14 protein-coding genes and 1 other RNA gene are annotated in these 12,505 nt (G+C 59.0%); 8 read left to right on the forward strand and 7 right to left on the reverse strand.

Annotated elements, in window-relative coordinates; genetic code table 11:
• Positions 1-21: 21 nt before the first annotated feature.
• Positions 22-1,683: a DUF2534 family protein gene (locus ACJ8IP_RS20205; RefSeq protein WP_199913448.1), complete on the forward strand. Its 1,662-nt coding sequence runs from the start codon at positions 22-24 to the stop codon at positions 1,681-1,683.
• A gap of 55 nt (positions 1,684-1,738) precedes the next feature.
• Here the strand turns inward: ACJ8IP_RS20205 and ACJ8IP_RS20210 are convergent, their stop codons facing one another.
• Complete coding sequence (locus ACJ8IP_RS20210; RefSeq protein ID WP_164106875.1) at positions 1,739-2,674, reverse strand: LysR family transcriptional regulator; 936 nt, start codon at positions 2,672-2,674, stop codon at positions 1,739-1,741.
• A gap of 135 nt (positions 2,675-2,809) precedes the next feature.
• Here ACJ8IP_RS20210 and ACJ8IP_RS20215 point away from each other — a divergent pair, with 135 nt between their 5' ends.
• The 3 genes from ACJ8IP_RS20215 to ACJ8IP_RS20225 are packed head-to-tail and all read left to right on the forward strand — an operon-like array spanning position 2,810 to position 4,992.
• On the forward strand, positions 2,810-3,463 hold the full coding sequence (locus ACJ8IP_RS20215) for a DUF3313 domain-containing protein (protein WP_025303964.1): 654 nt from the start codon (positions 2,810-2,812) through the stop codon (positions 3,461-3,463).
• A 38-nt stretch (positions 3,464-3,501) separates the two neighbouring features.
• Positions 3,502-3,846 carry a DUF3302 domain-containing protein gene (locus ACJ8IP_RS20220; RefSeq protein WP_025303963.1) on the forward strand — a complete coding sequence of 115 codons (345 nt, stop codon included), beginning with the start codon at positions 3,502-3,504 and terminating at the stop codon, positions 3,844-3,846.
• A 9-nt stretch (positions 3,847-3,855) separates the two neighbouring features.
• Positions 3,856-4,992: an HlyD family secretion protein gene (locus ACJ8IP_RS20225; RefSeq protein ID WP_164106876.1), complete on the forward strand. Its 1,137-nt coding sequence runs from the start codon at positions 3,856-3,858 to the stop codon at positions 4,990-4,992.
• 132 nt (positions 4,993-5,124) lie between these two features.
• Here the strand turns inward: ACJ8IP_RS20225 and ssrA are convergent.
• Together ssrA and smpB are read right to left on the reverse strand one after the other, a co-directional pair.
• Positions 5,125-5,488, reverse strand: a transfer-messenger RNA (tmRNA) gene (gene ssrA / locus ACJ8IP_RS20230).
• Between the two features lie 49 nt (positions 5,489-5,537).
• Entirely contained in the window at positions 5,538-6,020 is a 483-nt protein-coding gene (smpB, locus tag ACJ8IP_RS20235; RefSeq protein ID WP_016929804.1) for an SsrA-binding protein SmpB, read from the reverse strand.
• A gap of 161 nt (positions 6,021-6,181) precedes the next feature.
• Here smpB and ACJ8IP_RS20240 point away from each other — a divergent pair, with 161 nt between their 5' ends.
• Positions 6,182-6,616 (forward strand): type II toxin-antitoxin system RatA family toxin, encoded by a 435-nt coding sequence (locus tag ACJ8IP_RS20240; protein WP_004929096.1) that lies wholly within the window; start codon positions 6,182-6,184, stop codon positions 6,614-6,616.
• Positions 6,609-6,893, forward strand: coding sequence for an RnfH family protein (locus ACJ8IP_RS20245; protein WP_004929098.1), 285 nt, complete (start codon positions 6,609-6,611; stop codon positions 6,891-6,893). The genes ACJ8IP_RS20240 and ACJ8IP_RS20245 overlap by 8 nt, the downstream gene beginning before the upstream one ends.
• Before the next feature lie 117 nt (positions 6,894-7,010).
• Here ACJ8IP_RS20245 and bamE read toward each other — a convergent pair whose 3' ends face one another.
• The 3 genes from bamE to nadK all read right to left on the reverse strand — a co-directional run bounded on the left by bamE (position 7,011) and on the right by nadK (position 10,216).
• On the reverse strand, positions 7,011-7,349 hold the full coding sequence (bamE, locus tag ACJ8IP_RS20250; RefSeq protein WP_004929101.1) for an outer membrane protein assembly factor BamE: 339 nt from the start codon (positions 7,347-7,349) through the stop codon (positions 7,011-7,013).
• A 240-nt stretch (positions 7,350-7,589) separates the two neighbouring features.
• Positions 7,590-9,251, reverse strand: coding sequence for a DNA repair protein RecN (recN, locus tag ACJ8IP_RS20255; RefSeq protein ID WP_033644129.1), 1,662 nt, complete (start codon positions 9,249-9,251; stop codon positions 7,590-7,592).
• Positions 9,252-9,337: 86 nt separating this feature from the next.
• Positions 9,338-10,216 (reverse strand): NAD(+) kinase, encoded by an 879-nt coding sequence (gene nadK, locus ACJ8IP_RS20260; protein WP_004929107.1) that lies wholly within the window; start codon positions 10,214-10,216, stop codon positions 9,338-9,340.
• A 125-nt stretch (positions 10,217-10,341) separates the two neighbouring features.
• Here nadK and grpE point away from each other — a divergent pair, with 125 nt between their 5' ends.
• Entirely contained in the window at positions 10,342-10,926 is a 585-nt protein-coding gene (gene grpE / locus ACJ8IP_RS20265) for a nucleotide exchange factor GrpE (protein WP_025159545.1), read from the forward strand.
• A gap of 56 nt (positions 10,927-10,982) precedes the next feature.
• Here grpE and ung read toward each other — a convergent pair whose 3' ends face one another.
• On the reverse strand, positions 10,983-11,666 hold the full coding sequence (gene ung / locus ACJ8IP_RS20270; protein ID WP_004929112.1) for a uracil-DNA glycosylase: 684 nt from the start codon (positions 11,664-11,666) through the stop codon (positions 10,983-10,985).
• A gap of 346 nt (positions 11,667-12,012) precedes the next feature.
• Between ung and grcA the strand changes: the two genes are divergently transcribed.
• Positions 12,013-12,396, forward strand: a complete 384-nt coding sequence (grcA, locus tag ACJ8IP_RS20275) for an autonomous glycyl radical cofactor GrcA (RefSeq protein WP_004929114.1) — start codon at positions 12,013-12,015, stop codon at positions 12,394-12,396.
• Positions 12,397-12,505: the final 109 nt, after the last annotated feature.

The following is a 12,505-nucleotide window of genomic DNA, read 5'->3' on the forward strand; positions in this document are numbered from 1 at the left end:
GTTTGAAAAACGAGAAAGGCCATGTCTTCAATAACCAAAACTCCACCTGCTGCATCGCCGCGTGGCGCGATGCTGAACCTGATCAGACGGCTGCATTTCTATATCGGCCTGCTGGTTGCCCCTTTTATTCTGGTCGCTGCACTGACCGGCACGCTGTATGTGTTGACGCCGCAGCTTGAAGAGGCGCTGTATCGCGATGCGCTTTTCACCGAACCGCACGGGCAGGCGAGATCGCTGGCTGACCAGATCGCCGCCGCCCGCCGTGCGGCGGGTGACGAGGCGCGCATTTACGCCGTGCGTCCGGCTCCCGGCGCAATGGACACCACCCGCGTGCAGTTCGCGAGTGCCGATCTGGGCGCCTCCGAGTCGCGCGCGCTGTTTGTCGATCCTTACACCCTGGCGATCAAGGGCGACATGACGGTGTACGGCACCTCTGGCGTGCTGCCGCTGCGCACCTGGCTGGACAAGCTACACAGCAGCCTGCTGCTCGGCGACCTGGGGCGTAACTACAGCGAGCTGGCGGCCTCCTGGCTGTGGGTGGCCGCGCTGGGTGGCGTGGCGCTGTGGCTGGCGACGCGGCCGAAGCGCAAGCTGAAAAGGGCGAAAGGGGGCTTCGCCGCTAACCGCCATTGGCATATCACGCTGGGCGTGGCGCTGCTGGCCGGGCTGCTGTTCTTCTCGGCTACCGGGTTGACCTGGTCGCAGTGGGCCGGCAGCAACATCGACGCACTGCGGGCCAACCTGGGCTGGCTGACGCCGCAGGTCAACACCAGCCTGCAGGCCGATGCGCCGCAGACGCCGGCCGATCCGCACGCCGAGCACCGCGGGATGATGCCGGGCATGAAGATGGGCCCTGCCGCGCAGGCCAATGCGTTGAACGGTGATTGGGAGCGGGCGCTGCACGCCGCGCGCGCCGCCGGGATCGACGCCGCCAAGGTCGAGCTGCGCCAGCCGAAAGGCGAGGGCAAAGCCTGGACAGTAACCGAAGTGGATCGCAGCTGGCCGACGCAGGTGGACGCGGTTGCCATCGCGCCGCAAAGCTTCGCCGTCATCGATCAGGTGCGGTTCGACACCTTCCCACTCATCGCCAAGCTGACCCGCTGGGGCATCGACGCCCACATGGGCATTCTGTTCGGCTTGCCGAATCAGCTGCTGCTGGCGGCGTTCGGCCTCGGGCTGTGCTTAACGATCGTGCTGGGTTACCGCATGTGGTGGAGTCGCCGCCCGGCGGCGGGGACGCAGCATCCGGTGCAGACCCTGGTTGCCGTCTGGCTGGCGCTTTCCCTGCCTGCCCGCGCCGTCACGCTGCTGGTAGCAGCGGCGCTGGGTTATTGCCTGCCGGTAATGGGCGTGAGCCTCGCGGCGTTGCTGCTGGTGGACGTAGGGCGCTGGCGCGGCCAGCGGCAAGGGCTTCGGGACGAAACGCCGGAAGCGGCCGCCCGCCGCGCCGAGGTGCGTAAGTTTCGCGCGGCGGTGGCGACAGTGGCGGTGGCGGTCGGCTGCGTGATGGGCCGGGCGATCCTCGGCGGCACCGTCGAACAGTTTCAACTGCCGATCGGTGACTGGAGCGCACAGATGGTGATCATGCAGAGCCTGATGGTGCTGCTGTATACGCTGGTGTTCACCCTGCTGCTTTCCATTCCGCTGTGGTATTTCTTCCTGGGGGAAAAAGAGGGGCGGTGAGGTATTTTGCGCTGATGTGATGCGTTAGACCCCGCTGCGGCGGGGTTTTTTTGAGCTATATCAGCCGGTGTGCGTGCAGTTTGACGCTTTCCATGATGCTGTCCATCGTCACCTGCACGCGGTGCGGCAACACGCCGCGCCGGCGGTAGATCAGGTAGGCCTGCATATCGATGCCGCGCTCGCGCGCCAGGCAGGGCAGCAGCATGCCGGCATCGAGCTCGGCGGCGACGGAATAATACGGGGCGTAGACGATGCCCAGGCCCTGTTTGGCCAGCTCGATCGCCGGCAGAATGTTATCGCAGACGCTGGCGCCGTTGATCTCGACCTGCACCAACTCCCCCTGCGCACTGTAGCCGCTCCAGGTATTGCGGATGCCGCCCAGCATGCGCAAGGTAATGCAGCGATGCTGCGACAGTTCATCCAGCTCATTCAGCGGCGAGCGGGCGATGTAATCCGGCGCGGCGAACAGCCCGACGCGAAAACCGGTAAAGGGCCTGGCAATCAGGCTTTCGTTTTGCGGCTGGAAAAAGCTGATCAGCAAATCGCAGTCGCTGTCGAATACTGCGCCATATTTTTTCTCGCGTTCGTCGGGGTTGCGGGTTACCAGATCGACAGTCAGCGCCGGCGCAGCGTGCAGCAGCGGCGGCAGCAAATAGCTGGCCAGGAAAGCGTGGATGCCGATCGGCGCGCCGAGCGTGACCATGCCGTTCAGGCTGCGCTTATAGGTGCCGGCCATATCGAGCAGATCGCTATGCTCGTTCAGCAACTGCGAGGCGCGCCGCAAGAATTGTTCGCCGAACTCGGTCAGTGACAGAGTGCGCGGGCCGCGCAGGAACAGCTCCAGTCCGAGCCGCCGCTCCAGCGCGGTGAGGGCGCGCGACACGTTAGACTGCGGCATATCCAACAGCTGCGCCGCTTTGCTGACGCTCGCCGTTTCGGCAATGACGCGGACAATCCTGAGTTCTTCAATGCGGAAGTCTTTCTCTTTCACTGGCCGGCTCGCATGAGTTTGTATATCAAAAATGATATACACCTTTGGCGGCATTGTCATATGACTTATCACGGGTGGGTGGGTATCATTCGATTTGATTATTTGCTATCCACAAAAATAAAGAGAAACCCGTCAATGAAAGTGACAAGAGCGGTTATTTTACCTGCGCTGTTATTACTGGCCGCGTGCTCTTCCGCCGTGACCGAAAAAGAAAAATACTCGACCTTTCTGACCAATTATAACGATATCAATAAAGGTCAATCCGCGTCCGGCAAAGACGTTTTATATTGGAAGGATAAGAACGTCGATTTTTCCCGTTATCAATATCTGGTGTATCAACCGATGATCTATTTCCCGCGGCCGAAACCGAGCGAGATGGTGAGCCAACGCGCGCTCGACAATATCCTGAATTACACCAACCAGCAGTTTAAGCAGGCGATGGGCACCCATTTTACGCTGGTGGACATGCCGCGTGAGCATACCCTGATTTTCCGCGGCGCCATCACGGCGATCGACACGCAGAAGAAAGGGCTGCAGGTCTATGAAGTCTTGCCAATCACGCTGCTGATCGCCGCGACGCAAAGCGTCACCGGGCACCGTACTATGGAGAGCGCGGTCTATATGGAAGGCGAGTTTATCGATGCCGCGACCAATCAGCCGGTCATTAAAGTGGTGCGTAAGGCTTCGGGAGAAAATCTTAATAATGAGAAAGCACAGCTGAAAGTCACCGACGTGAAGAATGCCATCGATACCATCGCCAACGATATCAGACAATATAACACGCTATAGAGATTATTTATTTCCATTATTCTCAACCAGGACTTTACATGTTTCTTAACTATTTTGCTTTAGGCGTACTGATCGCAGTATTCCTGATATTATTCTACGGCGTCATTATTATTCATGACATTCCTTATTTACTGGCGAAAAAGCGCCGCCATCCGCATCAGGATGCGATTCACGTCGCCGGTTGGGTCAGCCTGTTTACGCTGCACGCCATTTGGCCGCTGCTGTGGATCTGGGCGACGCTCTATCGGCCGGAACGCGGCTGGGGCATGAGTGAAAGGCCGGAACCCTCAACGGATCTGCAGGCGCGCATCGCCGTGCTCGAAGCGGAATTACAACGCCTGCAGGAAAAGCCGACGGCGGTTCCCGGCCCCACGGTAAGTTGAGCGTAGCCTATGGATTTGCTCATTATTCTCAGCTACGTGGCGCTGAGCTACGGCGTATTTAAACTGTTCCGCATTCCGGTCAACAAATGGACCGTGCCGACTGCGGTGCTTGGCGGAATATTTATCGTCGGCGCCTTGATTCTGACGATGAACTACAACCATCCGTACAGCGATCGGGCGCAGAAAATTGCCGTGTCGGTGCCGATGGTGCCGCAGGTCTCGGGCATGATCGTTGAGGTGACGGAGAAAACCAACGTGCTGCTGCGCAAAGGCGAGGTGCTGTTCCGGCTCGACGACAGCCGCTACCGCGCGCGGCTCACCAAGCTGGAAGCGGATCTGGCCGGGGCGGAGGCGGAGATCAGAACGCGTCGGGCAGCGCTTAGCGAGTCCGCCGCCAACGTGCAGCGGGCGAACGTGGAGTTTGAGCGCGCCCGTAAAGATTACCAGCGCTACGCGAAAGGGGCGGCCATGCCGGTCAATCCGTTTTCGGAGCAGGACGTCAGCCATGCGCAGCAGCAGTATCAGGCGCAATCCGCCGCGCTGCAGGCGGCGAAAGCCCAGTTCCAACAGGAACAGGCACGGTTGTCCGGGCGCTATAACGGCGAAGACGCCACGATAGCCAGCCTGAAATCGCAAATAGCCGAAGCGCGTTACAACCTGGAACAAACGGTGGTGCGTGCGCCGAGCGATGGTTATGTCACGCAGGTGTTGGCGCGGCCGGGCACGGCGGCGGTGCGCTTGCCGTTCAAACCGGTGATGATCTTTATCCCGCAGCAAAAGCGCCAGGTGGTGGCGGTATTCCGCCAGAACGCCATCCTGCGCTTGGCGCAGGGGGATCAGGCCGAGGTGGTGTTCAACGGTTTGCCGGGACAGGTTTATGGCGGCACCGTAAGCCGGGTGTTGCCGGCGATACCGGACGGCAGCTACCAGGCCAGCGGCGCACTGCAGGGCCTGAGCGCCACGCCGGGCCGGGAAGGGGTGTACGTGATGATCGATCTGGCGGCCAACCCGGATCTGGATCATCTGCCCGACGGCGTGAGCGCCCAGGCGGCGGTCTATACCGGGCACTTCGAGCACGTCTCCGTGATGCGCAAAGTGCTGCTGCGCATGACCAGCTGGCTGCACTATCTTTATCTGGATCACTAGCCTGCATCGGCCCGGGGGAGCTCGGGCCAAGGGGCTTCCCCCTGAATGTGACAAAACAAAAAAGCCCGCAACCGAAGTTGTGGGCTTTTTCGCTATTATCGCCGGGTCTATCTGGTTCACTGGCGACGTATTTGGTGGAGCTGGGGGGATTTGAACCCCCGTCCGAAATTACTACACCGTCGGCACTACATGCTTAGTCCAATCTTTACATTCGCCGGCCAGCTGCGGATGGACACGCTACTGACAGACTAGCCTGATTGAGTTTAACGCTTCAGCCCCAGGCAGGACATCCACGCGATCTCTTTTGGGTTTGACCTCTCTTGATCCCCGTCCTAAGAGCGGAGGCTAGGGAGAGAGGGCTCTAAGCAGGGTATTAAGCTGCTAAAGCGTAGTTTTCGTCGTTTGCGACTATTTTTTTGCGGCTTTTTACGAGGCCAACCGCCCCTCGGCATGCTCCTAGGGCTTCGCAAATCCCGTCGAATCCAGAATCAGCCCCAAGTAACTTTGTGCAGTATACCAGAAGTTTACCTCGATAAGCCAGCGGCTTAACGATTGGCGTGCTTCATGATACGGGCTTTCGCCGTCTGCCATTCGCGATCTTTGATATCATCGCGTTTGTCGTGCTCTTTCTTGCCTTTGGCTACGCCGATCTTGATCTTGCTCCAGGCATTTTTCCAATACAGGGACAAGGCCACCACGGTGTAACCGTCGCGGTTGACGCGGCCGAGCAGGGTGTCCAGCTCGCGTCGGTTCAGCAGCAGTTTACGGGTACGCGTCGGATCGCACACCACATGCGACGAAGCCACGTTGAGCGGGGTGATGGTGGCGCCAAACAGGTAGGCTTCACCGTCACGGAACGTCACGTAGCTGTCGCTGAGGTTGGCTTTGCCTGCACGCAGCGATTTAACTTCCCACCCTTGCAGCGACAGGCCCGCCTCGAACTCTTCTTCAATGAAGTATTCGAAACGCGCGCGCTTGTTTTGGGCAATGGTGGCGGAACCGGGTTTGTGTGCTTTTTTCTTTGTCATAGTGCGTTCATTATACTGGATGCTTCAGCGAAAGAAATCCTTTCCCGTTCAGCACCTGCGCAATTTTTCGCATTTTTGGCGCCCTCATCCCTTAGCAGATTTTTTGTTTGCCGCCAGATAAATGGTATTATCTGTACGTTTTATGTCTTACAGGAAATGATATGCCCCAGATCAGTCGGTCTGCATTAGTGCCGTTCAGCGCCGAGCAGATGTATCAGTTGGTTAACGATGTTCATTCTTACCCCGATTTTCTGCCAGGCTGCACCGGCAGCCGGGTGCTTAACGCTACCTCCAACGAAATGACCGCCGCGGTGGACGTCGCCAAGGCCGGTATCAGCAAGACCTTCACCACCCGCAATACGCTGCTGGATAATCAGAGCATCAATATGCAACTGGTCGATGGTCCGTTCCGCAAGCTGATGGGCGGCTGGCAGTTCACGCCGCTGAGCGAAGAGGCCTGCAAGGTGGAGCTGCACCTGGACTTCGAGTTCACCAACAAACTGATTGAGCTGGCGTTCGGCAAGGTGTTCAAAGAGCTGGCGGGCAGCATGGTGCAGGCATTCACCCAGCGGGCGAAAGAGGTCTACAGTGTCTGACATCCAGGTCGAGGTGGTGTACGCCTTGCCGGAGCGGCAGTACCTGCGCAAGGTGAAGCTGGCCGAGGGCAGCAGCGTCGAGCAGGCGATCCAGGCTTCAGGCCTGCTGGAGCTGCGCCAGGATATCGATCTTAAAAGCAATAAAATCGGCATCTACAGCCGCCCGGCCAAGCTGGGCGATACGCTGAACGATGGCGACCGGGTGGAGATTTACCGGCCGCTGATCGCCGATCCGAAAGAGCTGCGCCGGCAACGGGCAGAAAAGGCAAAAAAATAAGGCGCTATAAGCGCCTTATTTTTTATCTGAAACTGATTTTCTCTTCCGTGTTGCAGCCTGCGACTGTCATGAGGAACACCATGCCCCCTCATGGGCCGGAAGAGCGGGAAGCGCCGATTACTTGGTCAGCGCCGGTTTGTTCTGGATGTCGGTCAACACGCCTGCGCTGTCGAAGGTCAGCGTCAGCGTCTGCTGGGTGATATCTTCATGGCCAGGCTGCTGGCGGAACACATAGAACCACGTCTGAGTTCCGAACGGGTCTTGCAGCATTGGGGTGCCCAATGTGTAAGCGACCTGTTGTTGGGTCATCCCTTTCTGAATTTTCGCCACGTCGGTCGACGTCAGGTAGTTCCCCTGGTTGATGTCAGGACGATAAACCACCTTTTCAAAAGTAGAACAGCCTGCAGTCAGCATCACAAGAACTACAGCGGCGGCAGTCAGCGTTTTACAGCGCATAGTAATCACATTCCTTTAGGGCATAGGATGCCGATGATAATAGACCTTGCGGCAGTTGGAAACCTTTATACCCTTCATCTTTCACGTTGCGACGCATTGGCTTTCCTTTAGCACCTCAAGCGCTTGGCCTTTTTCAGGCTGTTGAGATGGCTTTGGATCACCGCCGCGCCGCACTTTAGATATTTCTCGGGCCAACAGCGTCACTGTCAGACCGCAGGAAAGTGAAAAAGTTGAGCTTTTTTATGCCGCCAGCAGTTCTTTGGCGTTCGCCAACGTATTGCGGGTGACTTCGCTGCCGCCGAGCAGGCGCGCCAGCTCCTGCAGCCGGGCGCGTTTATCCAGCGGCGCCATCTGGGTTTCGGTAACCGTGCCGTCGGTCTGCTTGCTGACGAACAGGTGCTGATGCCCGCATCCGGCCACCTGCGGCAGGTGGGTGACGCACATCACCTGGGTGGATTCACCGAGCTGGCGCAGCAGGCGGCCGACGATGGCGGCGGTCGGGCCGCTGATGCCCACGTCCACCTCATCGAAGATCAGCGCCGGGGTTTCCATCTTGCGGGCGGTGATCACCTGAATGGCCAGCGCGATGCGCGACAGCTCGCCGCCGGAGGCGACCTTCGCCAGCGGCTGCAGCGGCTGGCCCGGGTTGGTGGAGACGCAGAACTCGGTGCGGCTGGCCCCTTCGGCGCTCAGGTGCTGCGGTTCGAAGCGCACGTCGATGTTGAACTTGCCGTGCGGCATGGAGAGCGCCTGCATGCTGTCGGTGATGAGCGTGGTCAGCTCGGCGGCGTAGTGCAGGCGTTTCTGATGCAGCTGCTCCGCCAGCGCCAGCGCCTGCTGATGATGCAGGGTCACCGCCTCGTTCAGGTGCTCATGGTCGCTTTCCTGCTGCGACAGCAGCTGCTGTTCATCCAGCAACTGCTGATGCAGCTGCGGCAGCTCTTCCGGCGCGACCTGGTGTTTGCGCGCCAGGCTGATTTGACGCGACAGGCGCTGTTCCAGCTCGTGCAGGCGATTGGGATCGAGATCCATGCGATCGGCGTAATGGCGCAGTTCGTCGCTGGCTTCGCTGATCTGGATAGAGGCCTCTTCCAGCATGTCCAGCAGACCGCTGAGCTTATCGTCCAGCCCGGCCAGCTCAAGCAGCAGGTGTTTGGCGCTGTAAAGCTGGCTGAGCATGTTGTTCTCGTCGCTGTCGGCCAGCAGCTGCAGCGTTTGCTGGCTGAGGGTCAGCAGTTGGCCGCTGTTGGCCAGGCGCTTGTACTCGGCGTCGGTCTGTTCGAACTCGCCGGCCTGCGGCGCGAATTCGTTCAGCTCTTTCAATTGGTATTGCAGCAGCTGCTTGCGCGCTTCGCGCTCGATGGACTGCTGCTGATGGTGCGCCAGCTCGCGGCAGCTCTGATGCCAGCGTTGATAGGCCTGGCTCATCGCCGCCAGCAGGGCGGGTTCGTCGGCGTAGGCGTCGAGCAGCGCTTTTTGGTGCTCCGGCTTGAGCAGCAGCTGATGGGCGTGTTGACCGTGGATTTGGATTAGGCGTTGCCCCAGCTCACGCAGCTGCGACAGCGGCACGGCGGTGCCGTTGATAAAGCCGCGCGAACGGCCGTCGGCGTTGATCACCCGGCGCAGCAGGCATTCGTTGCTGTCGTCCAGCTGGTTTTGCTCCAGCCACGCGCGCGCGGACGGGGTGTCCGCCAGCGAGAAGCGGGCGCAGATGTCGGCGCGGGCGGCTCCCAGGCGCACCACGTTGCCGTCGGCGCGGTTGCCGAGGCACAGCCCCAGCGCATCGATGGCGATGGATTTGCCGGCGCCGGTTTCACCGGTGATCGCCGTCATGCCCGGTTGAAAATCGATTTCCAACTCACGAACGATAGCAAAGTTGCTGATGGTTAATTGCGCCAGCATGGGAACCTTCCTGTGTATAAACACATAACTGTAGTTTCATACAGTATAAACTGGTTTTATATACAGTAAAGTGGCCGATGCAGATTTTAGAACAATTTTTTCGACCAGCCCAACTTGGTGCTTAACGTGTTGAAATAGCTGTAGTCCTTCGGGTGAATCAGGTTCAGATGGAAGTTGCTGCGGCGGATCAGCACTTCTTCGCCTTCCTGGATCGGCAGTGCGATCTGGCTGTCGCAGCTGATCTCCAGATCGCTGCCGATCTGCGAGAATTTCAGGCGGATGGTGCTGTCGCCGTTGATCACCAACGGCCGGGCGGAAAGGGTGTGCGGGAACATCGGCACCAGCGCGATCGCCTCCAGCGACGGGGTGAGGATCGGCCCGCCGGCGGAGAGCGAGTAGGCGGTGGAGCCGGTCGGCGTGGCGATGATCAGGCCGTCGGAGCGCTGCGAGAAGGCGAAGCGATCGTCGATGTACACCTCGAATTCGATCATGTGCGCCACTTTGCCGGGGTGCAGCACCACTTCGTTGATGGCGGTGCTGATGCGGCACTGCTGGTGCTCTTTATGCACGATGGTTTCCAGCAGGAAACGCTGTTCGTCGATGTACTCGCCTTCCAGCACGTCCGCCAGCTGCTGCAGGGCGTTGTCGGGATCGAGATCGGTGAGGAAACCGAGGTTGCCGCGGTTGACTCCGATTACCTTGATGTCGTAGCGCGCCAGCACGCGCGCGGCGCCGAGCATGTTGCCGTCGCCGCCGACCACCACCGCCAGATCGGCGCGCTGGCCGATATCCGCCAGGCTGCCGGTGACGGCGTCTTTCAGCCCCAAATCATGGGCGATTTGGCGTTCGACCATCACCGAATAGCCGCGGGCGACCAGCCAGTGGAACAGCATCTCGTGGGTTGCCAGCGCTGAAGGGTGACGCGGGTGGCCAACAATGCCAATACAGGCGAATTTTTTATTCATTTGTTGTGATTTTCCTCACCGGGACCCGTTTATGCCCCACATTGTGACCGGTTGACTTGAAACCCCGGTTTTGATCCCCATAATAAGCCAAGTTGCGAGATTAATGCTAAAACGCGGAGATATTCATGAGTAGTAAAGAACAGAAGACGCCAAACGAGCAAGTCTCGGAAGAAATGGAACAACACGCTCATCACGAGGATACGCTGCCGGAAGCGGCGGAAGGCGTCGATCTGCGCGATGCGCGTATCGCCGAACTGGAAGCCCAACTGGCGGAAGCTCAGCAGCACGAGCGCGACAGCCTGCTGCGCGCCAAAGCGGAAGCGGAGAACATCCGTCGCCGCGCCGAACTGGACGTCGAGAAAGCGCACAAGTTCGCCCTGGAGAAATTCTCCGGCGATCTGCTGCCGGTGATCGACAACCTGGAGCGCGCGCTGGATCTGGCGGATAAAAACAATCCGGAACTGGCCGCGATGATCGAAGGCATCGAGCTGACGCTGAAATCGCTGCTGGACGTGGTGCGCAAGTACGGCATCGAAATCGTCGGCGACGTCAACGTGCCGTTCAACCCGGAAGTGCATCAGGCGATGAGCATGATGGAATCCGCCGATCACCAGCCGAACCACGTGATGATGGTGATGCAGAAAGGTTATACGCTGAACGGCCGCCTGCTGCGTCCGGCGATGGTCGCGGTCTCCAAAGCCAAGGCGTAACCGCCCCGGCAACGGCATAAAGAAAGGCACCCGAGGGTGCCTTTTTTGTCTCTGGACTACGCCTGCGGCAGGCGCGGCATCCAGTCGATCGGCGTGAGCCCTTGCTGCTCCAGCAGCTGATTGGCCTGCGAGAAGTGGCGGCAGCCGAGGAAACCGCGGTGCGCGGAGAGCGGCGACGGGTGCGGCGCTTTCAGCACATGGTGACGGTTGCGGTCGATAAAGTTGCCTTTCTTCTGCGCGTGCGAGCCCCACAGCAGGAACACCACGCCTTCGCGGTTCTCGTTCAGGGCGGCGATCACCTTATCGGTAAAGGTTTCCCAGCCCAGGTTGGCGTGCGAGTGCGCGCGGCCGCCTTCCACCGTCAGCACGGTGTTGAGCAGTAGTACCCCTTGTTCGGCCCAGCTTTGCAGGTAGCCGTGATCCGGGCGCTCGAAACCGGGAATGTCGGTCGCCAGCTCTTTATACATGTTCACCAGCGACGGCGGCGCCGGCACGCCGGGGCGCACCGAGAAAGAGAGGCCGTGCGCCTGATTGGGGCCGTGGTAGGGATCCTGGCCGAGGATGACGACTTTGACGTCCGCCAGCTCGGTAAAGCGGAACGCGTTGAACACGTCTTTCTGCGGTGGATAAATGGTCTTACCGGCCTGGCGCTCAGCGGCAACAAAGGCGAGCGTTTCAACAAAATAGGGCTGCTCTTTCTCTTTGCCGATCACGTCATGCCAGGTGAGGGAGGTGGCCATAAACGCTCTCCTTTGTTTTCTTTAGCAATTCATGGGCTATAGCTTACCGTGTCGGCCCGCGCAGCGAAACCCGCTTTTCATTTCTCGCCGCCGTTTGCAATGCAATTATTTTTGAAAATTTACAAAAATAATTGTTTTTTAGCGCGACGGGAAAATTGATATAAAACATAAATTTGCCCCTTCACGCCTTGTGCCCACCCGGTAAAAATTGACTTTAATCAAAGAACTGGCCCGGTCAGGCTGGTATACAGAACAACAAGACAACAATGGTTTTACCAAATGGCCGAAACCAGAATTGGGTTTTCTCACGATGTGAATTTTTACGCCCTTGTACGGAGGCAACATAATGATTACCGGTATTCAAATTACCAAAGCGAACGACCAGGCGCTGGTGAATTCTTTCTGGCTGCTGGACGATGAAAAAGCGGAAGCTCGCTGCGTGTGCGCCAAGGCCAACTACGCGGAAGATCAGGTTGTCGCGGTCAGCGATCTGGGCCAGATCGAATACCGTGAAGTGCCGCTGGAAATGCAGCCGACCGTGCGCGTGGAAGGCGGCCAGCACCTGAACGTCAACGTGCTGCGTCGCGAAACCCTGGAAGACGCGGTCAAGCATCCGGAAAAATACCCGCAGCTGACCATCCGCGTGTCCGGCTATGCGGTGCGTTTCAATTCCCTGACGCCGGAACAGCAGCGCGACGTTATCGCCCGCACCTTTACCGAAAGCCTGTAATCGGCGGCGCAGTCAATCAGGGAGCTTCGGCTCCCTTTTTTGTGCTTGATGGCCGAAAACTGAAGGCGGATCACATTCTGCACAAAGATAAGCATTCCTGATACAGAAC

The organism is Serratia sp. CY52157 (genome assembly GCF_052168495.1).
Classification (GTDB): Bacteria; Pseudomonadota; Gammaproteobacteria; order Enterobacterales; family Enterobacteriaceae; genus Serratia; species Serratia ureilytica.